The sequence below is a fragment of the Gemmatimonadota bacterium genome, from assembly GCA_041390125.1.
GTDB lineage: Bacteria > Gemmatimonadota > Gemmatimonadetes > Longimicrobiales > Gaopeijiaceae > JAGQIF01.
Genome location: JAWKQN010000007.1, coordinates 230,333 through 254,247, shown reverse-complemented (window position 1 = coordinate 254,247; position 23,915 = coordinate 230,333). Strand labels below are relative to the sequence as shown.

The following is a 23,915-nucleotide window of genomic DNA, read 5'->3' as shown; positions in this document are numbered from 1 at the left end:
TCCGCTATCTGGCCTAGATTGTCGCCAGATAGGAGTCGCAAAGGATCCGACTGCGTCGTCAATCTATCATCGCGTCGCGTCGCCCATTGGAACGCTAGCAGTATGCCCAAACCGGCTACGACGATCAGTCTAGTTGAGTCACTCACCTGTTCCTCCGCTGTGGGCGCTCCCTGTGGGAGCGCCCACAAGGCAACGTCTACTCTCTAACAGCTGCAACTCGTGCTGAACGAACACTCTTGGAAGTACCACGGCCAACAGATCGGCGTCAGGTTGTCATCGACCGGCTGCTCGCCACTTCCGTCCATGCAGCCGCACGCACGGGACATCTCGTTCGCCGAAACGGGCTCAGGAGTGAGCGCGAGGTACGCGTTGCCAGCGGCCAGCAACGCGATGGCCAGAGTCCAGATTGCGTTCCGCATCAAACACCTCCGTGCAGGTTGCTGCTTCGTGAACGGGGGGAGATGGGCTCGTAGATGATTGGGAACTTGACCCATTTACAGATCGGATCTCGATCCAGATACGCAGGGTGAAACGCGAGGGCAGAGGCGACCTCGACCGCGGCGCTATCCAGAGCGGGGATACCGCTTGATTCGGAGACGAAGGTTGTGTCAACCAACCCTACCCTATTGATCAACGCCCAGACCCGCACTAGACCGTGAACGCCGTTTCTGCGCAGAGCGGGCGGATACGAGTCGTCGATGAGGAGCTTAGTTCCGCCAGGATCACGGAGGATCGGCGGTGAAGTGTAGGCGCGCGGCGCCTCACCCTCTGGCAATTGGCCGGGACACCCAAACTGGGCCGTGCCGGGGGTCGGCCAGCATATCAGGCAGATGCAGGTGATGAAAGCGCTGGAGAAGACACGGTCCATAACACCCCCCACAGACGACACGAATGTGGTCGTCGGAGTAGAAAAGCTCGCGGGGGGAGGGGGAAGACTTTCTTGGAGACTACGCAGGCGGGGAGTGTATGTCAAGAGGGATTACGCGCACATCAGAAGCTCACCCCGGCCCCTCCCGAGCTGACCTGGATCCCCCGCAGCGGCAGCGCATCGGTGCGGGCCCCCGGCCCCGGCATCCGATCGAGCGGCCCTCGACGCCGAACGTCGGGACGTTGTGCCGGATCCCGTAGCAAAGACTGTAGCCGACGATCCTTGCAGGCCTTCGAGACGTTTTCCCAGCTCCTGGGCCAGTCTGTAGCAGGGACCGCTCCCGCAATGCTACCTTCTCTGCTTGGACGGTGGTCATCGCCGTTTCTCTCCCGATGGTTGATGGGTGACTTCGCGAAATGTCTCAACCGACCTCGGTTAGCACGGCTGGCTCGCCGTCCTCAGTGGCAAGCTGTCCGGCGATCACCTTGCTGGCTCACTCCACACCTTCCCCTCCCTTCCCTCCCGCCCCCGAGGAGCCATGAGCGACCGTGAGGACTGGTGCGACCTCGGACCCGTGGAGGACCTGGCGCAGCGGGAGATCCAGCCGGTGGACGCGCGCGGGCTGAAGCTGGCCCTGGTGCACCGGAACGGCCGCTTCACGGCGATCTCGGGCGCCTGCAACCACGTGGGCGGCCCGCTGGGCGAGGGGGTGCTCGACGGCGAATACGTGGTCTGCCCCTGGCACTTCTGGAAATTCCACCATGAGACGGGCGAAGGCGAGCCGGGCTACGAGGCGGACCGGGTCCCGACGTACGCGGTGGAGGTGCGGGACGGTCGCGTCTACGTGAACCGCGTCGCCGCCACCCGGCGCGCGAAGGCCCCGCACGCACCCCATCCGCTCGCGCGCGACGTGCACCGGGATGAAGGCCCGGTGCGCGTGGTGGGGATCTCCACCACCATGATGCCGGCAACCTACCCGCGCTACAGCACCTCGGAGGCGCTGCTCGACCACGCGCTGGACCACGCCGAGGCGCAGGGCAGCCGCGTGCAGCGCATCCGGCTCCGCGACCTCGCCTTCCGACCGTGCGAGGGCTTCTACTCCAAGTCGGCGCATGCCTGCACCTGGCCGTGCTCCATCACGCAGATGGACCCGACCGACCAGATGGACCGCGTCTACGAAGCCTTCGTGCACGGCGCGGACGTGATCCTGCTGGCGACACCCATCCGGTGGGGTGCGGCGAGCTCGCTCTACTACCGGATGGTGGAGCGCATGAACTGCATCCAGAACCAGGAGACCATCGCGGGCCGCCACCTGCTCCGGAACAAGGTCGTGGGGCTGATCATCACGGGCGGCCAGGACAACGTGCAGGGGCTGGCCGGCCAGATGCTCGGGTTCTTCGCGGAGCTCGGCTGCCAGTTCCCCCAGTTCCCCTACATCGCCCACTCGCGCGGCTGGAGCGCCGAGGACATGGAGAACAACGTGCGCCATGTCCAGGAGAGCGAGGCGCTGCGCGAAGGCGCGCGCGGTCTGGTGGAGCGCTGCGTGGAGATGGCCGAGCTGATGATCGCCGGGCACGTGGACCGGCAGAAGCTGGTCCGCGGCGGACGCAAGGGTGCGTCCTTGCGTCCGGCCGGCTGAGCGCGAGCGGAACGCCGGGGCGCCGGCCCGGGCGTCGGGGCCACCGCGGACCCCGCTGGCTCGCCCGGCCGCCGCGCCGGTAGATTCGCCCATCCCCGCACCAGGAGGCCCGATGCGCCCGCGTTCCCTGCTCCTCGCCCTGCTGGCGCTGTGTTTCGGAGGCGCGCCCCTGGCCGCCCAGTGCGACGCGTGCGTCTTCCCGGGAGAGACCTGGGAGACGCTGCGCGGTCCCGAGCTGGCCCGGCACGGGTGGGATGCGGACAAGCTCCGCGAGGTCGGCCGTTTCCTCGCCGACAGCTCCGTCGCGACCGGCGTGGTGGTCGCGCACGAAGGCCGGGTGGTCTTCACGTTCGGGGACGTCGAGGAGCTCTCCTATCTGGCCTCCGTCCGCAAGAGCTTGCTCGCGATGCTCTACGGCACGTGGGTGGAGAAGGGCGTGATCGACCTGGACGCCACCGTGGCCGACCTCGGCATGGACGACGTGGGCGGGCTGCTGCCCATCGAGAAGCAGGCCCGCGTGCAGGACCTGATCACGGCCCGCTCGGGCGTCTACCATGCGGCGTCCAACGGGGGCGACGACCTCGCGTCCGCGCCCGCGCGCGGCTCCCAGCGGCCCGGCACGTACATGCTCTACAGCAACTGGGACTTCAACGCCGCCGGGGCCGCGTTCGAGCGCCTGACCGGGCGCGATCTCTACGACGAGTTCCAGGCACAGGTGGCCGTCCCGGTGCACATGGAGGACTGGGACCGCACGGCCCAACGCAAGGGCGGCGACCTCTCCGTCTCGGTGAATCCGGCCTACCATTTCTGGCTGTCCACCCGTGACATGGCGCGCGTCGGACATCTGATGCTCAACGAAGGACGCTGGGAGGACCGGCAGCTCATCCCGCGCGCGTGGGCCCGGGAGATCGTGCGCCCGGTGACGCCGCTCGCAGAGATGAACCCCGTGCGGCGCCGCGACGGCTATCTCGGGTACGGCTACATGTGGTGGGTCTTCGACGGCCCGCGCGCCGTGGGGCCGTTCGCCGGCGCGTACACCGGTCGCGGCGCCGTGGGCCAGTGGATCACCGTGCTGCCTGCGCTCGACCTCGTGATCGCGCTCAAGACCAACTCCGTCTATCAACGCACCACGAGCTGGGCGTCGTGGGAGCGCATGATCGAGCTGCTCTTCGATGCGCACGGGGTCTCCATGGACGGACCCTTCCCGTGGCGGTAGTCGGACCCGCGCGATGACGGTCCCCGGAGGCGATGCGCCCGCCCCCGAGCCGCACCGGCGCCCGACCGCTTCGTCCGGGCCGCCGCGCCTGATCGCCTACGGCACCCTCCGTCCGGGGGGCGCCAACCACCACATCGTGGCCGCGTTCGAGGGCGTGTGGCGTCACGGTCACGTCCGCGGCGACTACTCGCCCGTGGGGTGGGGCCTGACCTACGGCTATCCCGCGCTCATCCCGCGCGAGGACGGTCCCTCCGTGGAGGCCGACCTGTTCGAGTCGGCCGAGCTGGTCGACCTGTGGCGGGAGCTGGACGCCTTCGAAGGACCCGCCTACGCCCGTGTGACGATCCCCTTCTACTGCGACACGGGGGAGGTGCTGGACGGCCAGGCCTACGTGGCCCGGGAGCGGCCGGGCACCTGAGGACGTTCGGCGCATCCGGGGGGACGCGACCGCGCAGCGACGTCGGCTCCCCCCCGTCCAGGGAACCGCGGCCGATCCCGACCGGTACGGCCTGAGCGGATGGCCGGCGCGTCGCACGGGGGGGAGCGGATGGGACGGAAGACGGGGAAGCACGCGGGCATCCTCGCGGTGCACGCCGCCGCGGCGGCGCTCGTCGCCTGCGGCGGAACGCCGGAGGCGGCCGGTCCGACACCCGGCCACGCGGTGGACGACCGCATCGTGTGCGCGCCCGCGGACACGCCCTCCCGCTTCCGCTTCCGGAACGGCGTCTGGCTGAACCTGCACAACTTCCTGTTCCTCCAGGCCAAGCGCGCCCGCGGCATCCACGACGAGAGCGCCGCGGCCGCGCCGGGCACGGATGCCGAGGCGTTGGCCCTCCGCACGCTCTCGCGTGAGGAACGCGCGATCTGGGACACCGCGGTCGCCACGTACGTCGACCGGGTCCTGCCCCACACGGGCATGTCCAACCCGGTGCTGGACGTGAACGAACGCATCGCCGGCGCGGGGAGTGGTGCGCTGCCGTCCACGCTCGACCCCGCGCTACGCGCAACGCTCGAGGCGGCGCTGCCGGTCTACCTCGCCGTGTGGTGGCCGCGGCACGAAGCGCACAATGCGGGCTGGATCGCCGAGATGCAGAGCCTGCTGGACCGCTACGAGGCCTGTCTGGGACCGAGGCTGGCCACCGCGCTCGGTACGGTGTGGGCCGACGACCCGATCCCCGTGGACGCGAGCGTCTACGCGAGCTGGTACGGCGCCTACTCGGTGGCGGAAGCTCCGCACATCACCATGGCGACGACCGCTGTGGGCAACCGCGGTCTCATGGGACTCGAAGGTCTCCTGCACGAGGCCGGGCACGTGGCGCCCCAGCGCCTGTCCGACGCGCTCGCCACGGCGGGCGACCGCCAGGGTCGCGCCGTGCCGCAGGAGCTGGCGCACCTGCTGCTCTTCTACACGGCGGGCGAGCTGGTCTGGCGCGCAGTGCCGGGCCATCCCGGCTATGCCCGCGCCTACGGCATCTGGGAGCAGAACGAGCGGGCACGACGGTTCCGCGAGGTGCTGGCGCGCGAGTGGCGGCCCTGGCTGTACGGAGAGCGAAGCTTCGAGGATGCGCTCCACGCGGTGGTGGCGGAGGCACCCACGCTCGCAAGCACGGGAGCCGCGTCACGGCGCTGAGCCGTCGACCGCCGTCGAGTCACCGTCTGGCGCCGGCGGCTGCCGGGTACCCCGACGCGAAGCTGCCGCCGCCCGACGCCGGAGACGATCGAGCCCCGGGTGCCGGCAGGGCCACCCGGGGCGTTCCGACCGCGGCAGGCCGTCCTCAGGAGGGGTCGAGGATCCGCTCGATCTCCATGTGCAGATCACGCAGGTGGAGGCGCGTGGAGCGGTTGCCGGCGCGGCCGGTCGCATCCTGGATGAGGCGATCCAACTCCACCAGCTCGCCGCGCAGCGCGGCTCGCGCGTCCGAGTTGTAGCGCTGCGTGGCCGGTTGGCCGAATCCACCCCCGGCCCCCGCGGGCCGTTCGGGTGGGTTCAGCTCCGCGTCCACCGCCTCCAGGTAGGCCCGCTGGAGGTTGCGTCGGTACACGTCGATCCGCACCGAGCCGGCGCTCAGCTCGCCCCAGACGCCACTGCGCACGTCCCCGAGGAGCTCGGCCACCGTGTAGGTGCGCGCGGTGCCGTCCAGGAGGCCTTCGTACTCCACCAGGCGGTTCAGGCGCGGCCCGCTCAGGAGCGCTCGCAGCACCCGCGACTGTGCCGTACGGATCCGCGGTACGACACCCTCGGATTCGATCCGGAGCAGCAGGTCGGGATCGATGAGCATGTCGGGCGTGCGGAAGGCGTTCTGGTTCAGGAAGCGCACCGCTTCCGCCTGCCGCTCCCGCGACACCGGCTCGAAGCGCGGGCCCGTCCCGTACTTCTCCTGGGTGATGGCGCCTCCGACGAGCGAGGCCACGTGCGCCATGTAGCGCCCCCACTGCTGTACCGTGTTGTCGTACAGCTCCTCCAGCAGGTCGTAGCTCTGTCCCGGACGTTCCGCGACCGGGATCAGCGATTGCGCCACGCGCTCCAGGTTCTTCAAGGCCAACGTCGTGGACTTGACCGCGTCCGCGTCGCCGACGGCCTCTGTCTGGTCCTCGGGGTCGTTGGTCGCGTCCGCCGTGCTGAAGCGCAGCCACGGGATCGTGTCCTGCGCACGCGCCCACTGATCGAGCGTCGGGCGCTCCGCGTCCGGCGTGCGGGCGCCCGGGATGGGTGCGTATCCCCACTTCACCGCGAACCGGTCGTAGGGTCCGATGTTCGGGATCAGCAGGTGGGGAGGGATGTTGTCCTCCGGCTGCGCCACGTAGTTGAAGCGCGAGTAGTCCATCAGTGTCGCCACGTGCCCACCCATGCGCTCCAGGAACGCGCGGCTGCGGATCGAATCCGCCGGATATTGCGCGCTCGCCTTCATGTTGTGGGGGAAGCCGATGGAATGACCGATCTCGTGGGTGACGACGTACTGCAACATCCGCCCCATGAGCGAATCCGGAAGCGGCAGGCTCTGCGCCCGCGCGTCCAGCGGGCTCGCCTGGATGAAGTACCAGTTGCGCAGGAGGTTCAGCACGTTGTGGTACATGTTGACCTCGCCCTTCAGGATCTCGCCGCTGCGCGGATCCCAGATCTGGCCACCGGTCGCGTTGGGCACGCTGGACGGACGCCAGTAGATCACCGAGTGGCGGGCGTCGTAGAGGGACCACGACGGATCCTCCTCCGGCGTCGGGGCCACCCGTCCGAAGATCGCGTTGGAGAAGCCGGCCTCCTCGAACGCCTCCTGCCAGGCGTCCACGCCCTGCACGACCCAGGGCTTCAGCCAGTCCGGCGTCGCGGGGTCGATCCAGTAGACGATGGGCTCGACCGGATCGGACACCGGCGCGTTCGGGTTCTGCTTCTCCAGCCGGAACCGGCGGATGATGCGCCGCTCCTCCGAGCGATGCTCGTGGCGGCCGAAGTCGATCACCCGGAAGGAATTGAAGCCCACCCGCTCGTCGTGCAGCCGGGCCATCATCGGATCGTCCGGCAGGAGCAGCATGCTCCAGTGCATCCGCTGGGTCTCGGGCCGCGGCTGGTTGTTGGCGCCACCGCCCCCACCGCCCGGTCCGCCGAAGCCGGGCGTCTGCGGTCGCACGTTCCCGGTCTGGGTGGCTTCCACCTCCACGTTGCGCGGGAACGACCACGCGTCCTCGATCCAGCTCTTGTCCCGCTGGAGCCCGTCGATGCTCTCCATCAGGTCGTTGGGCGTGGTGTAGAGGGACGTCACCTCCACGACCGCCGCGCTGTCGGGCCCGTACGCCTCCACGTCGAACGCAGCGATGACCGGACCCTTCCGCATGCCATCCACCTGCCGGGCGATGGCGGCGGTGTCGTCGGCGAAGACCGTGTAGCGCTTCTCGCGCAGGATGACGCGATGACCTTGGCGCTCCCACTGCACGATGCGCGAGCCCCCACCGCCGAAGAAGCCCTCGGGCCGCTGGGCCGAGTTCTCGACCGGGCGGGCCAGGAGCAGCATCTCGCGCTCGAGGGCCGAACCGGGGATCTCGAAGTACAGCTTGTCCGCCATCCGGTGGGTGCGGAACAGGCCGTCCTGGCTGATCGCCTCATCGGTGATGACGGATGCGTACGGCTGGGGTCCACCCCCTCCCGCGCCGTTGCCACCCCGGCCTCCACCGGGACGGCGGGCGCCTTCGGCGGCACCCGAATCGGGCTGGGCGCCGGGCGAGGGGGCCGGACCCGGACGGGCAGCGGTACACGAGGCCAGGAGCAGGAGCGCCGTGGTCAGGAGCGGCGCCGGGAGGACGGTCCGGAGGGCGGTTCGGACGTTCATGGCGATCGGGGTTCAGGGTGGCCGTACGGGGCGGCGGGCGCAGAATACGGGTCCGGTCACGGAAAGGGAAACGGCAGGTGACCCGCACCCGAACCGTATGACGGTCGCCGGGAAGCCCGGAGGGAGGGGCGGGGAGGAAGGGTCCGGACCCAAGCGACCCCCGCGACCACCCTACCGCGCTCCCACCTCGACGACCGCCAGCACGCGGCGGCGGATCTCGTGGGGGAGCACCCCGTCGAAGAGCCGGGTGGACTCGATGACCCGCACGTGCTGCAGCGGGCTTTGGCCCTCCCAGCGCGGAGACCGGGGCGAGCTCCACAGATGCGGGGGTGCCCGCAGCAGGTCGGTGATCCCGAATCGGTCCGGCCCGCGTGCGTTGAGCCGCCGGGCATAGCGCGCCACCAATGCCTCGAACGCCTGCGCCTGCGCGGCATCGTACCGGCCCGCTCCGACCGCCGCCTCCAGGGCCCGTACGGTCTCCACCGTGGGAGCGCGCACCAACGCGTCCGCCCGGGCGGGGTCCGTCGCCGCGCCCATGGTCCCCGTGAGCTGCACGTCGGGCGACAGGTACGGGAAGAGGCCCAGCACGAACATCTCCCGATAGGGCGCGAAGGATCCCGCATCCAGCGGTACCGTGCGTCCGGTCGTCGTGACGCCCTCCAGCCGGAGGGAGTACGTCAGCGGGGTGTCGTACCAGGTCAGGTTGCCCGGCCTCACCCAGAGCGTGGCGCCGCCGATCAGCAGGATGGACAGCACCGCGTGGGCCGGCGTGAAGAACGGGAGGCGTTCGATACGATCCCCGGTGCGCAGGAAGACCAGCAGGGCCACCTCGACCGCCATCCACTTCCAGAAGCAGATGCCGCTGAAGAGGAAGACGCCCGTGTGGAACACCAGCGCCAGCACCAGGAAGCCCTGCAGGAAGGATCGGCGCGCCAGGAGCAGCAGCGCGCCCAGCTCCACGAGCAGCGTGAACAGCATCAACGGCACGGTGAAGGGCGCCAGCGTGGCGGAGATGCGCGCGATCGTCGCGGGCTCCAGGAAGGACAGCCAGCCGTTGGCGTAGGCGCCGAAGATCAACAGGTGGATATGGGGATGCGCGAGCCAGTCGATGCGCAGCTTCCCCACCCCGGACCACCAGTACGTGGTGGCGAGCAGGCAGCACAGCAGGAACACGAGCGTGTGGGCACCGCGTTCGCGACCGAAGGCGCGGACGACCCAGTACGCGGTCACGAGGATCGGGATGCGCACCAGCAGGTCGGCCTCGGTCCACGAGAACTGAGCCAGCGGTAGATCGAACTGGCTCAGCACCGCCGCCAACGCCACCGCCCACGGCAGCAGGAAGAGCGGACGCCACAAGGCCAGAGCCCACAGACCCACGAGCATCAGCCGGTCCAGCACGTGGGCCTGTCCGAACCAGGCGTTGGTGGCATAGGTGCTCCACGCCCAGGTCGGGACGGCCGTGAGCACGCCCACGAGCGCCCGCACGGCGGGTCCGTCCTCCACGGAGCGCCATCCGTCGAAGAGGCGCGCGGTGTCCGCGCGCAGCCGGGGCACCAGCGCACAGGCGACCAACCCCACGAGCCCGGCGGCGGCGGCAGCGGGATGGGACCGCACCAGCTCGTAGATGCGGAGCGGAACGGCGTCCAGGAAGACGCGACCTTCGTACGCCGCGGCGGGCAGCCGACCGAGGGCCCGCACCGTGGGCTCCAGCACGCGGAAGAGCGCCACCTGGACCAGCACGCGCAGGCCGAAGCCGACGAGATCGTGACCGGTCCGCTGCGCGCTCATCGCGGTGGGCGCGCCTCGCGCAGCCAGGCGCGCAGCGCCGAGGCGAAGGAGGCCGCATGCGCCGCGGAGATCGCGTCGCCCGAGTTCGAGCCCGGCACGTGCACGACCGGGGGCTCGGGGTCGATCAACGTCCGCCACTCCAGCCGAGGATCGACCTCGCCCCCGAGATCGCGCTCCGGGGTCAGGAAGATGCAGGCACGCACGGAGAGCGGCTGCGGATCGTAGCGGGTGACGGCCCGCCGGTTGGCCTCGCGCACGCGGTAGCGGTCGCGCTCCAGGCGACTCTCCTGCGCCTGCGCGTCTCCGCGGACGGCGCTCGCGGCCCTGCGCGCCTTGTCCACCAGGAAGCGCCCGCGGCCTCGCCAGTCCGAGCCCTTCAGCTCGTCCCAGTAGAGCTCCAGGCGGCGCTTGAGGAAGCTGCCATCGGGCGTCCCCGGCTCCTCTTCCTCCGCACGCAGCAGCACGGCGGGATCGAGGAGCGCCAGCGTCCGGACCGGCCGCCCCCTGGCCCGCACCCTCTCCGTCATCTCGAACGCGACGGCGGCGCCCCAGCACAGTCCCAGCAGATCCACGGGCCCGTCCCCGGTGGCCGCCACCTCGGTGGCGAAGTCCTCCGCGATGGCCTCGATGGACTCCAGTGGCGCGCGCTCGCCGTGCAGACCCCGGGACTCGAGGCCGTAGAAGGGCTGATCGGCGCCGAGCGCGCGCGCGAGCGCGGCCAGGCCCACGACGTGACCCCCGATCCCGGGCACGACGTACAGCGGCGCGAGGGTCCCGCCCGAACGCAGCCGGACCACGGGGGAGGCGTGCGACACGGGCTGATCGAGCTCGCGCAGCAACGCCCGCACGCTGCCGGAGCGGAGAAGGGTCGACAGCGGAAGCGTCCGTCCCAGGCGTCGCTCGATGCCGGCGAAGAGATGGGCGGCCTGGAGCGACGTGCCCCCGAGCGCGAAGAAGTCGTCGTCGAGTCCCACCGCGGGATCCCCGAGCACCTCACGCCAGAGCGCCAGCAGCACCGTCTCCGCACCCCGCCCCTCCAGCGAGCCGCCGTCCGCGTGGGTCGTCGCATTCCCGGGCGACGCGGGCGCTCCGCCCACGGTGGCCGACGTCGCCGGTGTGCCCGGTACGGCTGCACCGGATGCGATCCAGTCCCGGATCCACGCAGACCCCGGGTCCAGCGCGGCCAGCCGGGCGAGCGCGTCCTCCACGTCCGTGAGCAGACGCGCGGCCTCATCCTCGCGTGCTTCGTCGTACAGCAGTCGCAGGGTCAGGCCGTTCTCTTCGCGTCCCACCGCGAACAGGAACGGCACCGCAGCATCCAGCGTAGCCGAGTGGATGCGGATGTCGAGTCCGCTCCAGCGGGGCAGCGCAGCGTCGTCGAGGTTGAGGACGCACAGGACGTCGTACAGGGCTCGCCCCGCCGGGATGCCGGCCGCGGCAGCGATGGTGGGCGGCGCCAGATGTTCGTGGCGCTGACGTCGGACCTGCTCGGCGTGCAGCCACTGCGCCGCCGCGCCAGGCGTCTCCAGGCCCTGCAAGCGCACGCGTACCGGCACGTTGTTCACGAACGACCCCACCGTACGCTCCGCGTCGGGGAGCTGGGGGGGCCGACCCGACACCGTCAGCCCGAACACGACGTCCTCGCGACCCATGCGGCGCGCGAGCCCGAGGGCCAGGGAGAGCTGCACCCACACGCCGAGCGAGGTGCGTGTGGCACGGGCGCGCTCGCGCAGCGAGTCGAGCACACCGGCGGATACGGTGCGCTCCTGCGTCGCGCGAGGGCCGGTGGAGGTCCGGTTGGCGCCCGCCTCAGCGGCGACCCCATCGAGCGACTCGCGCCAGTAGGCAACCGCCCCGTCCTGGTCGCGTGCCTGCATCCAGGCCACGTAGTCGCGGAAGCGCGGCGCGGCCGGCAGGTCTGCACCCGCCGCGCTCCCGGCGCGCGCCGCCCCGTACAGCACGCCCAGCTCCGAGATCAGCACATCGTAGCTCCAGCGATCGGCCACCAGGTGGTGCACGGTGCAGACGAGGCGGTGCCGGTCGGCGGCGAGATGCACGAGCGCCGCGCGCACGAGAGGCGGGCGCCGGGGGTCGAAGCCCGCCGCACGATCCTGCTGCACCCAGGCGTCCGCCGCCGCGTCCGGGTCCTGTTCCGTCGTGAGGTCCACGCGCGCCGGCTGCGCGTCCACCGCCGTGCGCACCACCTGCACCGGCCGCTCCAGGTCCTCCCAGAGGAAGCCCGTCCGCAACGCTGCGTGTCGGGCCACCAGCGCGGTCCAGGCCAGCGCGAAGGCGCTGCCGTCCACGGGTCCCCCCACGTCGTAGACGACCTGGTTGACCAGCCCGTCGTCCCCCCCGGAGAGGGCGTGCAGCAGCATCAGCTGCTGCATCGGAGTCAGCGGAACCAGGTCTTCGACGTTGGGCGCCGCCATCGGCTACTCCTCGTCCAGCTCCGCCAGCAGATCCCCGATCGTCGCGAGGTCGGCCTGGGCCAGCGGTCGTCCCGCGAACGGGTCGGGGTCGAGGGTGGCCAGCGCGTCGAGCGCGGTCCTCCACGCACCCGCGAACGCATGGGCGGCTTCGGCGCCGTGCAGTCGCTGCGACATCTCCAGGGCCACGTGCAGGGCGCCCGCATCGATCCAGGCATTGATCTCGATGGCGTACGCGCGTGGAGCGCTCGCGCTGCGCAAGGCGACATCCGGGAGCGACACACGGCGCAGCCCCGGGGGGTCGCCGTCGGTGTTGCCCAGGAAGTTGAACAACAGACGGGCGTCCGTCGCGCCGGCCAGTCGTCGACGGGTCGCCGGATCGGGATGGAGGAACCGCAGCAGGCCGTACGAGGCCAGCGGAGGCAGCGCGCGCATGGCGGAGCGCACCGCGTCGAGCACCGGCGTTCGCTGGTCCCGGGGGGCGTGCAGGCGCACGGGATAGGTGCTGGTGAACCACCCGACCGTTCGCGATACGTCCAGGCCCTCCACGGCGTCGCGACCGTGTGTCTCCAGCTCGAGCGCGAGCGTGTCGGCCCCCGTCCACGCCCGCCAGGCGTGCACCAACGCCGCGAGCAGCAACTCCAGCGGGGTCGCGTCCAGTCGCGCGGCCTGGGTGCGCAGCAGGTGGGTCGTCTCCTGCGCGTCCAGGTGCACGTGGACCTGCAGGGCATCCGCCGCGCAATCGTCCCCATCACGCGCGAGGGCCGCGGAAGCACGGGCCGTATCGCCGGCCGATGCCGGCGCCTCGGTGGGCGTCCCCTCTTCCCAACGCGGCAGGGTGGCCCGCACGTCCGGATGCGCGACCCGCTCCGTCAGGGCCGAGGCCCAGCGGCGCAGGGAGGCCGTGCGGGGCGCGAGGGCGAGGGGCTCACCCGCGCGCGCCTGCCCGAGCAGCGTGGCCAGGTCCTCGAGGAGCACACCCCACGAGACGGCATCCACGAGCAGGTGATGGGCGACCAGGACCAGGCGCTGTGCGTCGCCGTCGCGGACCTCGAGCACCCGGAACAACGGCGCACGATCGATCCGGAGCCCGTCCTGGGCCGCGTCCAGCGCGGCGGCCACCGCGTCGTCGCGAGCGGAGGCGTCGATCCCCACCTGCTGCACCGGAGGTTCAACGAGCGCGGTCGCCACGTCCTGCTGCCACGCGCCGTCCTGCTCCACCAGCCGGAGGCGCAGCGCGTCGTGCCGCTCCACGAGCGCCGCCACCACGCGGCCCAGCGTTGCCCCGTCGACGGGCTCGTCCACGTCCACCGCCACGGCCTGGTTCCAGCGGTCGCGTCCGCGCGGGATCCGCTCGAGGAACCAGTGCTGGATGGGCGTGAGCGGCGCCCGTCCGGGGTCGGCGCGGTCCTCGTCCGGATCCGTGCTCCCCGCTCCGTGCACGTCGGGCGCCAACGCCTCCGCCAGCGCCGCGATGGTGGGCCGGCGGAAGAACGTCTCCGGCTCCAGGCGCAGCCCCGCGCGGCCGGCGCGGGCCAGGACGCGGATGCTCAACAGCGAGTCCCCTCCGATCTCGAAGAAGTCGTCGTGCACCCCGATCTCGTCGGTGCCCAGCACGTCCCTCCAGATGCCCAGGAGCGTCTCCTCGGTCGCGGAGCGCGGGCCGGTGGGCGCATCGCTCGCCGGAGCGGACGGCGGCTCCGGAGCGCGACGGGCCAGCGCAGCCCGGTCCACCTTGCCGGCCGCCGTGCGCGGCAGCTCGGCGCAGAGCGTCACGGCGGGCACGAGCGCGTCGGGCAATGCGCTGCGCAGCACCCGCCCGAGCTCCTCCGGGGTGACCGTGCCCTCCGCCACCACGAAGGCCGTGAGTCGCTCTGGACGGCGCTCCCCCAGCGCCTGGGCCAGCCGAGCCAACGCGGCGGGATCCAGCGCCGCGAGCCGCGTCCGCAGCGCGGCGCGTCCGTCCGGGCTCACCTGTGGACCTCGATGACCGCCATCGAGGGCGCCCACCACGCGTCCTGGACGTCCGGCGGCATCTGCAGCGGCACCACGTGCACGCGGAACGACGTGAAGTGCTCGAAGAGACGTCGCTGGTGCGCCCGCGACAGCGAATCGATCTCGTTGGTCAGATAGGTGAAGACTCCACCTTCCACGAGGTGCGCGGCGGCCGGCGCGAAGAAGTGCTCGGCGAAGGTGACGGAAGAGGACAGGAGATCGATCGCCTCGTCCTCGTCCAGCGCGTAGGTGTGGAAGAAGATCGCGTCGAAGCGACCCAGGCCGTCCAGCACGTCCTGCCAGAGCCCCTCCACCATGCGGATGTCACGGTCGGGCTTGCCCTCCCGCCAGACGTGGAAGCACTCCACGATGGCCGGGTTGCATTCGATGAGGGTGTGGGAGCGCGGCGCCCACGCCTGGATCAGCTCGGCGGAGATGCCCCGCCCGAATCCCACCTCGAGGATGTCCCCGCGGGTCCGACCCGCGATGTCGGCCATGGCCCGCATGAGCGGGAGCTGCCAGTCCTCCATGATCTGTGCGTCGGTGAGATCCGCACTGCGCAGGTCGGACGGGAGCGAGCGGGTACCGCCGGGCACGAACCGGCGCGCGACGGCGTCCAGGGCCTCGAGATCGTCGGCCGCTTCCCGGAGCGTGCGGTTGAGCAGCCAGTTGCGCTGTGCGTCCGTCGGCGGGCGCACGAACGCGTCGTCCTTGATCTCGAGCGTGAGCTCGAACGCGCGCGTGCGCTTGATCTTCCGGGTCATCCCCGCTCCACGCCGGTCAGGAGGGCTTCGCGCTCCGCCTCCGGGAGCGACGACAGGGCGGTGACGAGCGCGTCCACGTCGGGCGCCGGAACGGCACGGTGCAGCACCACCACCGCCTCCCGCACGGCGGGATGCCGCCCGAGGATGCGCTCGATCTCGGCAGGCTCGACCCGGAACCCACGCACCTTGATCTGGTCATCGAGGCGGCCGAGGAACTCGAGACGGCCGTCGGGCAGGAAGCGCACGCGGTCCCCGGTGTGGTAGACGCGCCCACCGGAGCGGAACGGATCCGGCGCGAAGCGTGCCTGGTCCGCCGCCGAGCCGTCCAGATAGCCGCGCGCGACCCCTTCCCCACCGACCACCAGCGCGCCGGGTGCGCCCGGAGTGACGGGGACGCCGGAGTCGTCCAGCACGTAGGCCCGCGCACCCGGGACCGGGCGACCGATGGCGACCGGCCCCTCCGCGTGGCCGGTCAGCTCGTCCACGGTGGCCCAGACGGTGGTCTCGCTCGGCCCGTACTCGTTGTGGAGCGGCACGCCGGGCAGCGCGGCGCGGTGCGCCCGCACGACCGACGCCGGACAGGCCTCGCCGGCCACGATCACCCGGCGCAGGCTTCCCAGGCCGGCGGGATCGGCGTGGGCCAGCAGCTCCCGCCACAGCGATGGTACCAGCAGCGTGTGGGTGACGCCGGCCTCGGCCATCGTGGTGGTCAGGCGCTCGGGATCCTGCTCGGCGCGCGCGTCCGGGACCACGAGCGCGCCGCCCGCGCAGAGCGTCCACCAGATCCCGGCCAGGGAGGAATCCACGGACATCGGGGACAGGAGCAGGAAGCGCGCGGGCGGCTCGGGATAGCAGACGGAGCGCGCGCCCGTGGACCAGGCCAGGTGACCGCGCTCGACGACCACGCCCTTGGGCACTCCGGTGGAGCCGGAGGTGAAGACCACGTAGGCCGGCGTGTCCGGCGCGACGGGCCGCTCCACACGCGGCGAGGCCGAACCGGTCGTCGGCGTCAGGCGCGGGCGACCGGGAGCCGCAAAGGTGTCGGGCACCTCGGGGCCGGCCCACACGGCATCGGCGTACGTCAGCAGGTGTGCGGTCCGCTCGGGGGGCGCGGCCGGGTCGCACAGCAGGAACGCACAACCCGCCTTGAGCACGCCCAGCTCCGCGATCACGGTCTCCGGCGCACGCGCGGCCCACACGGCCACCCGCGCTCCCGGTGCGAGCCCGGCGCGCAGCAGGGTATCGGCCACCGCGCTGGCGGCCTGATCCAGCGCGTCGTAGGACCAGGTCCGCTCGGACGTGATCAGCGCCGGCGCGTCCGGCGCCGCGGCCACGTGCCGCTGCACCCGTGCCACCACGTCCTCGACCGCAGGTGCCGGCGCGGCGGCTCCGGACCACTCCGCGAGCCGCCGCTCCGCCACTCCGGGCTCCAGGGTGGGCAGCGCGGATGTGGAGTCGGCGTCCGCTCCCGCCAGCGCCCGAAGCAGGCCCGCGGTCTGCTGCAGCAACGCGTCTGCCGCCGACGCGGACACGCGTCCCGGGTCGTGCACGAGCTGGAGGCGCAGACGCTCGCCCGGAAAGACCAGCAGGGCGAGCGGCAGGTCCGAGTGCTCCAGCAGGTGCTCGTCGGCGATGCGCACCGCGCCCAGGTCGGTGCGGTCCAGCGTCGTGGGGAAGCTCTCGTACACGATCACGGAGTCGAACAACCGACCGGGCACCTCCGCCCAGCGTTGGATCCGGGTGAGTCCGGGCGTGGCGCGCGCGCGCGCCTGGGCCAGGGTGCCGTGCAGCGCGCGCAACCAGCCACCGGCGTCGGCCGCATCGCACTGTACGCGCAGCGGCAGCGTGGACAGGTACAGCCCGGCCGCCTCCTCCACGCCGTCGATCTCGGCCGGTCGCTCGGAGACGGTGGCACCCACCACCACGTCGTCGCGTCCGCTCAGACGACCCAGCAGCAGGGCCCACGCGCCGACCACCAGGGTCGCCGGCGTCACCCGTAGTCGGGCCGCGCCCGTCCGCACGGCGTCGGTGGCGGCCGCGTCCAGGAACGTCTCCGTCCGCAGACGCGCCTGCGTGGAGACACCCCCGTCCCACGGAAGCGGCGTGGGCAGGTGCGCGCCGGTGAGCGCGCTCCGCCAGAACGACTCCGCTTCCGACGGAAGCTGCGTCTCGAGCCACCCCACGAAATGGTCGAAGCCGATGGTGGCCGGCAGTGGGTGGTCCACACCGGCGCGCAGGCGCTCGTGGTCGGCCAGCACCTCCCGCAGCACCATCCGTCCGGACCATCCGTCCAGCACGGTGTGATGCACGCTCCAGAGAAGGCGCCAGCGTTCGGCTCCGAGGGCCACGAGCACCCAGCGCATCACGGGGGCGACCCCCAGGTCGATCCCGCGCGCGCGGTCGCGCTCCAGGAGCGCCGCCCAGCGCGCCTCGACGTCGGACGCGTCGCGCCAGTCCTCGTGCTCGAAGTCCAGATCCACGGTCGAGCGGACCACCTGGAGCGGACGCTCGCGGCGCTCCCAGGCGAAGAAGGTGCGCAGGACGGGGTAGCGCTCCGTGGCGCGCCGCCACGCCTGCACGAGCAGGTCGGGCTGGACGGGCCCCGAGAGCGCCACGCAGTACTGGCTGTGGTAGACGCCGGCCCCGGGCTCCCGGATCGAATGGTAGAGCATCCCCTCCTGCAAGGGGGTGAGCCCGAACGCCGTCTCGATGGTGCCGGTCGCCATGCGCCTACTCCCCGAACTCGTCCAGCAGCTCGGCCAGCTCGTCGGCGCCGGCGCGGGCCACCGTGGGCTGGGGGCCGTGCGTGCTCCGGGCGGCGAGACCCGCCAGTGCGGCCACCGTGGGGTGCTCGAACACGTGATGGGGCTGCAGCTCCAGACCGGCGCGCCGCGCCGCCGCCACGATCTGGATGCACTGCATCGAATCCCCACCCAGGGCAAAGAAGTCGTCGTGGACCCCGATCGCCTCCAGGCCCAGCACGTCCTGCCAGATGGCGCACACGGTGTGTTCGACCTCCGTGCGCGGCGCGACATAGACGCCGTCCAGCACGGGCCGCTGCGCATCCGGCCGGGGCAGCGCATCCAGATCCACCTTCCCGTTGGGCGTGAGCGGCAGGCGGTCGAGACGCACGAACGCGGAGGGGACCATCTCCCCGGGCAGGGTCCGCTCCAGGAAGTCGCGGAGCACGTCCGCGGGGAGCGGCTGCGCCGCCGTGTAGTAGGCCACCAGGCGCGCCTCCGCCTCTGCGGGCGGGCGGACCCGGTAGCCGACGGCGTCCAGCATCTCGCGCACCCGGCCCGGATCCAGGTCGTCGTCCAGCTCCTCCAGCGCCGCCTCGCGCTCCTTGTGCCCGAGCCGTACGTCCCAGCTGTACGGCATGGCGTAGTTGTGGAAGCCGCGCTCGGTCTTGTGCACCCAGATGCCCGCTTCGTTGATCAGGCAGTTGGTGGAGCGGCCCGTGTCGGAGGGGCGGATCCACGGCGTGTGCTCGGCCACGTACGCCAGGATCTGTTCCAGCGTATCGTCGCAGTAGCGGTAGAAGTCCACGAAGCGCACCTGCTCCAGCACCTCGTCCGTCTCGAAGATCCCCACGTCCAGCTCGCGCCGTACGGCGTCGTCCATGCGGTGGTAGGCCTTGCGGGCCTCCAGGATGGTGTGATCCACGTCCGCGGGCGCGTAGATCCCACGGCGGAAGAGATCGTGCAGGCGGGTCTCGAAGATCTGGCCCCGGGACAGCCCGGTCACGATGTGACGGAGTCCGCGCTCGTGCGCGAGCTGCAGGGCCAGCGTGTAGATGGTCTTGAAGCAGCCGTTGCAGACGTTGCTGTGGCGGGCGAGGCTGTCGGCGAAGATGGCGGGCATGGCCGGCGTGGAGCCCACCACCAGCTCCAGCCCGAGCAGGTCCACCACACGCCGCACGTTCGCCTTGGCCTGGTCGGAGATGAAGCCGTTGTCCAGGAGGAACACCAGCGGGCGCGCCCCCATCTCCACGACGCGGCACAGCGCGTAGGTGCTGTCCTTGCCGCCGCTGTAGAGCATGAGGCAGTCGTGCGGTCCCTCGGTCGCGGCCCGCGCCTCGGCCAGGAGGCCGCGCAGGTCGTCCAGGGTCCCGAAGTAGCCCGCCACCTGCGCGCGCTCCCGCTCGAAGCGGCGGCAGACGGCGCAGACCTGCTGGTCGTCCAGCAGCGCCTCGGGATGGGCGGCTTCCAGGCCACAGCGCACGCACGTCACATCGGACGGGCCGCTCCGGACCAGGTGGGCCACCGCCTCGTGCACATCCGGGTGCCCGAGCAGCGCGGCCTCCACCTCCGCGCGCTCGATGCGCACACCCCGCACCTTGAGCTGGTCGTCGTTCCGGCCCAGGAAGTCGAGCGCGCCGTCCGGCCGCCAGCGGGCGCGGTCCCCCGTGCGATAGAAGCGGAGCTTCGGTTCCGAGGCGTCGGCGACGAAGCGCTCGGCCGTGCGGGCAGCATCGCCGCGGTATCCACGCGCCAGACGCCGCCCCCCGATCCAGAGCTCGCCGATCACGCCGCGCGGCACGGGCCGTCCCCACGCATCGAGCACGCGCAGGCGCACGTCTGGGGCCGGCCGTCCGATCGGGACCGAGCCCCGCGCATCCCGCTCGCGATCGAAGCGGTGCAGCATGCAGCCCACGGTGGCCTCGGTGGGCCCGTACTCGTTCAGGATCTCGACCGCGCCCCCGAACGCGTCGTGCACGGCCGCCGCCAGGGGACCTTTCAGGTCTTCGCCGCCCAGGATCAGTCGCCGCACCCGCGCGGTGCGCAGGTCGAGATCGCGCAGGAGGGCCAGGTGGGAGGGCGTGAGCTTCACCACGTCCACGGCGTCGTCCTCGAGCACCCGGCGGACGAGCAGACCACTGTGGACCGCATCGCGGTACACCACCACCGCGCCCCCCGCCACCAGCGGCGTGAAGATCGAGGTGAGCGTCAGATCGAACGCGGGGGACGTGAACAGCGCGAAGGCGAGCGGCTCTCCGTCCGTGTAGACGTCCCGGGCCCAGCGGACGTAGTCGGCCAGCGCGCCGTGCTCCACCTCCACCCCCTTGGGGGTGCCGGTCGAGCCCGACGTGTAGAGCACGTACGCCAGGTGCGCGCGACCCGGCGCGGGCGCACCCGGCTGTGATGCGCCGCCGGGTGCGTCCGTCCGCCCCTCCCGGTCCACGGTGAGGACGGGTCGGTCCAGTGCGCGGAGGGACGGGGCCAGCACGTCCGCCGTCACGACCGCCCGCGCCCGGGCGTCCTCCAGGAGCGCCGCCCGTCGCGGCTCCGGGTGTGCGGGATCCAGCGGGAGCCACGCCGCGCCCGCCTCCCACACGCCCAGCAGCGCCACGATCAGCGCCGCCGAGCGCTCCAGGCAGACGCCCACCACGTCCCCCGGCTCCACGCCGGCGGCCTGGAGCGCGGCGCCCAGCGCCCGCGCGCGCTCCGCCAGCGTCCCGTAGGTGAGGCGCACGTCGCCATCGCGCACCGCGACGGCGTGCGGCCGTGCGCGTATCTGCTCGGCGATCTGCGCGGGGACCGTGGGCGCGGGCTCGGTCTCGACGACCGGCGCGGCGAATACGGCCTCCTCGTCCGCGCTGACCAGGGGCACGGCCGCCACGAGTGCGGTGTCGTCCGCGGCGAGCGCGTCGAACAGCGCGAGGAAGTGGCGCACGGCCCACTCCCGCTCGCGGGGGCCGAAGGTGCGCTCGTCCAGATCGAAGTCGATGACGGGCTCACCTTGCGCGTCGAAGTCGTGCACCTGGACGCGCAAGCGGTGGGCGGGATCGCCCGCGCCCGCGTGGATCCATTCCGCACGGGTCGGTCGCCCCGCGAACGGCCCCATCCGGGCGGTGATGGCGTTGAGCACCACCGCGAAGTCGTGGGCACCGGGCGCGGCGCTCGCGCCGGGCACGACGTGCCGGAGCGTCTCGAGCGTGGACGCGCCCAGCGTGCGCGCGAGGGATGTGAAGGTCTCGCCCTCCTCCACATGCACCCGCACCGGGTACAGCTCGATGAAGAGCCCCGCCGTCTCCCGCTGTCGCGGGGTGATCCGATTGTGCCAGGGCGTGCCCAGCGCCACGTCGCGGGTATCGGCCACGCGGTGGATCCAGGCGGTCAGGACCGTGGCCACCACCAGGAAGCGCGACTGCTCGGGCGACAGCGCGCGGAACGGCGGCGACGCGGCCAGACGCGTGAGATGCGCCGCGCGCTCGGCGCCCAGCGGCACCCGCACCCGACGCGTGCGCCCGGAGCCGGGACGGGTGTCCCCGTAGAGCCCGAGCGCGCGCGGCGCCGCCCGGTCGCCCCAGTGCGCGCGAGCCCGAAGCAGCGGCGGCGCGTCGCGCAGACCGCGCTCGTGCTGGACGAAGTCGGCGAACGGCGGTGCGTCCGGCAGCGGGGCGCCGTCGGCCTCGTAGAGCGCGCCGAGCCGGCGGTGCAGCACGCCCACGGACCAGGCATCCGTGATCAGGTGGTGCTGGTTCAGATACCACACGTGGAGATCGGGCGCCCGTCGCACGAGGACGCTGTCGAACAGCGGACCCGTGGCCACGTCGAAGAGGCGGCGCGTGCGTGCCGCCAGCCGCTGCGCGACGGCGTCGTCGTCCACCTGGGCCAGTGGCCAGTGCTCGATGTCGAGCGTCCCGCTCGGCGACGCGTGCACCTGCCGCTCCGGCTGACCATTCCGCTCCGGGAAGGTCGTGCGCAGCGCGTCGGTCTCCTCCACCAGCCGCGCGAACGCGCGCTGGAAGCGCGGGACGTCCAGCGCGCCTTCGATGGTGATCGCCAGCGCCATGTTGTACAGCGGCGCGGCCGGATCCAGGCGCTGGCCGGTCCAGATCCGGCGCTCGGACGCGGTCAGGCCAGGCGCGGGGCCGGCCGGAGCATCGTGCGGTGGCGGGGCGTGGGTGGACACCTGGAACCGGCGCGAATCGAAGGACGGAGGGACAGGGGGGTTTCGCGGGCGGAACCGCCCACGTCCCAGCCACCATGGCGCTTCGGCGCCGGGCCCGCCACCCCTCGGAGGGGGGGACCTGCGGGGGGTGCGGCCCGTCCCCGTCCCGCCTACCGGCCCCCCAGCGCCTGGAACCGCTCGCTGGATGCCACCAGGTCGTCCCAGGACCCCGACGCCACCACCCGCCCTGCCTCCACCACGTGGATGACGTCACACGGCCGGACGGTGGTGAGCCGGTGCGCGATGACGAGCAGGGTCTTGGTGTGGGCCAGCGTGTGGATCGTATCCAACACCGCCGCCTCGGTGGCGCCGTCCAGCGCGCTCGTGGCCTCGTCCAGGACCAGGACGTCGGGATCGTGGTAGAGCGCACGCGCGATCCCGATGCGTTGGCGCTGTCCGCCGCTCAATCGGATGCCGCGCTCCCCCACGACCGTCGCATACCCGTCCGGCAGCTCCTGCACGAAGTCGTGGAGCTGGGCGATGCGCGCCGCGCGTTCGACGGCTGCGGGGTCCACCTCGGCCGGGGGCAGGCCGAAGGCGATGTTGGCGGTGATCGTGTCGTCCGACAGGAAGACGTCCTGGGGCACGTAGCCGCAGTGTCGACGCCAGGCCAGACGCGTGCGTGCGTCCAGCGGCACGCCGTCCACGCGGAGCGAGCCCTCCGTGGGCGCGAGCAGACCCAGCAGCAGATCCACGAGCGTGGTCTTGCCCGAACCGGTGGTGCCGACGAAGCCCACGACCTGATTGGCCTCGATCCGCAGGTCGACATCGCGCAGCGCGAAGCCGCGCGTGTCCGGATACCGGAACTGGACGCCGTCCAGCTCGATCGATTCGCGGAAGGCGATCTCGCCGCGGGCCTCGGGACGGAGCCCTTCGTCCGGGTCGGGACCGGAGAGGTCGTCGAGCAGACGATCGAGCGCGGCGGTGTTGAAGCGCATGGTCACCACGCTCGAGAACAGCTCGTTCAGCGCCGGCATGAGCCGGTAGCCGGCGAAGACATACACGCTGAGCACCGGCAACAGGGTCGCGAAGTCTCCGCCCTGGCGCAGCCGCGCCAGGATGATGACGATCACCGTGCCGAAGGCGATCGTCTCCAGCGCATACCGCGGCAGACGGCCCACGATCTGGTTCTGGGCGGTGCCGAGCGAATAGCGCCAGGAGGGCTCCGCGAAGCGGCGCAGGAACTCCGCTTCGCGACCGAGCGACTTGACGTCCTTGATGCCCACCAGGACCTCGCGCGACACCGAGAACCGGGCGGTATTCTGCGTGAAGCGCTCGACGCCCAGGTGGTACTGACGCCGCCGCAGCAGCAGGTAGACCAGCCCGTAGGAGCCGCCGAAGATCAGCGCGACCAGCAGAGCCATGCGGAGATCCACGACCGCCAGCAGCACGACCAGCAGCACCACCGAGACACCCCGGGCCGCGACCTGCAGCATCGGCAGCAGGACGCCCGAGACGACGGAGTTGACCTCCTGGAGCAGCTTCTGGCTCAGCTCGGACGTGTTGCGGTCCAGGAAGAACGCGTAGGGTTGGCCCAGGTAGCGCGAGAGCAGGCGCAGCGAGAGCCGGTGGTTCTGCGCCCAGGCGAAGCGGAACAGGTACCAGGACGTGACGGCGTTGAAGAGGTTGTTGAGCGCGATGATCCCGAGCAGGAACAGCCCGGCCTGGAAGAGGAAGCGCCCGGGCTCGGGCGATCCCAGCCGTGCGTGCAGATCCGCCAGCCACCCGCTGCGCTCGAGCACGCCCGGATCCGCCACCAGGCGCATGAAGGGCAGGATGGACGCGACCCCCACCATCTCCAGGAGGCCCATGATCACGAGCCCGGCGGCCAGCACGCCCAGTTGCAGACGCTCACGGCGCTCAAGCAGGGACAGGACGGAGCGGAGGAGGGTCAACGGCGTGCCGGACGGGAGCGGAGCGGCGAGGGGTCGGATCCCGGG

12 protein-coding genes are annotated in these 23,915 nt (G+C 71.9%); 4 read left to right on the top strand and 8 right to left on the bottom strand.

Going from position 1 to position 23,915, the window contains the following annotated elements:
- The first annotated feature begins 1,406 nt into the window (after positions 1–1,406).
- The 4 genes from R3E98_09020 to R3E98_09005 all read left to right on the top strand — a co-directional run bounded on the left by R3E98_09020 (position 1,407) and on the right by R3E98_09005 (position 5,353).
- The gene (locus R3E98_09020; GenBank protein ID MEZ4423538.1) at positions 1,407–2,507 is read left to right on the top strand and encodes an NAD(P)H-dependent oxidoreductase; all 1,101 of its coding nucleotides are present in this window, start codon (positions 1,407–1,409) and stop codon (positions 2,505–2,507) included.
- 112 nt (positions 2,508–2,619) lie between these two features.
- Complete coding sequence (locus R3E98_09015) at positions 2,620–3,723, top strand: serine hydrolase (protein ID MEZ4423537.1); 1,104 nt, start codon at positions 2,620–2,622, stop codon at positions 3,721–3,723.
- A 13-nt stretch (positions 3,724–3,736) separates the two neighbouring features.
- Positions 3,737–4,141 (top strand): gamma-glutamylcyclotransferase family protein, encoded by a 405-nt coding sequence (locus tag R3E98_09010; GenBank protein ID MEZ4423536.1) that lies wholly within the window; start codon positions 3,737–3,739, stop codon positions 4,139–4,141.
- Between the two features lie 129 nt (positions 4,142–4,270).
- Positions 4,271–5,353 (top strand): hypothetical protein, encoded by a 1,083-nt coding sequence (locus tag R3E98_09005; protein ID MEZ4423535.1) that lies wholly within the window; start codon positions 4,271–4,273, stop codon positions 5,351–5,353.
- Between the two features lie 145 nt (positions 5,354–5,498).
- Here R3E98_09005 and R3E98_09000 read toward each other — a convergent pair whose 3' ends face one another.
- The 8 genes from R3E98_09000 to R3E98_08965 form a co-directional block, all read right to left on the bottom strand.
- Positions 5,499–8,042, bottom strand: coding sequence for a zinc-dependent metalloprotease (locus R3E98_09000; protein ID MEZ4423534.1), 2,544 nt, complete (start codon positions 8,040–8,042; stop codon positions 5,499–5,501).
- A gap of 171 nt (positions 8,043–8,213) precedes the next feature.
- Positions 8,214–9,830: a hypothetical protein gene (locus tag R3E98_08995; protein ID MEZ4423533.1), complete on the bottom strand. Its 1,617-nt coding sequence runs from the start codon at positions 9,828–9,830 to the stop codon at positions 8,214–8,216.
- Positions 9,827–12,262, bottom strand: a complete 2,436-nt coding sequence (locus R3E98_08990; GenBank protein MEZ4423532.1) for a condensation domain-containing protein — start codon at positions 12,260–12,262, stop codon at positions 9,827–9,829. The genes R3E98_08995 and R3E98_08990 overlap by 4 nt, the downstream gene beginning before the upstream one ends.
- A 3-nt stretch (positions 12,263–12,265) precedes the next feature.
- Complete coding sequence (locus R3E98_08985; protein MEZ4423531.1) at positions 12,266–14,233, bottom strand: condensation domain-containing protein; 1,968 nt, start codon at positions 14,231–14,233, stop codon at positions 12,266–12,268.
- On the bottom strand, positions 14,230–15,018 hold the full coding sequence (locus R3E98_08980; GenBank protein ID MEZ4423530.1) for a class I SAM-dependent methyltransferase: 789 nt from the start codon (positions 15,016–15,018) through the stop codon (positions 14,230–14,232). Before R3E98_08980 ends, R3E98_08985 begins: the two co-directional genes overlap by 4 nt.
- Positions 15,015–17,744: an amino acid adenylation domain-containing protein gene (locus tag R3E98_08975; GenBank protein ID MEZ4423529.1), complete on the bottom strand. Its 2,730-nt coding sequence runs from the start codon at positions 17,742–17,744 to the stop codon at positions 15,015–15,017. The genes R3E98_08980 and R3E98_08975 overlap by 4 nt, the downstream gene beginning before the upstream one ends.
- Positions 17,745–17,748: 4 nt before the next feature.
- The gene (locus R3E98_08970) at positions 17,749–21,936 is read right to left on the bottom strand and encodes an amino acid adenylation domain-containing protein (protein MEZ4423528.1); all 4,188 of its coding nucleotides are present in this window, start codon (positions 21,934–21,936) and stop codon (positions 17,749–17,751) included.
- 149 nt (positions 21,937–22,085) lie between these two features.
- The gene (locus R3E98_08965; GenBank protein ID MEZ4423527.1) at positions 22,086–23,870 is read right to left on the bottom strand and encodes an ABC transporter ATP-binding protein; all 1,785 of its coding nucleotides are present in this window, start codon (positions 23,868–23,870) and stop codon (positions 22,086–22,088) included.
- Positions 23,871–23,915: the final 45 nt, after the last annotated feature.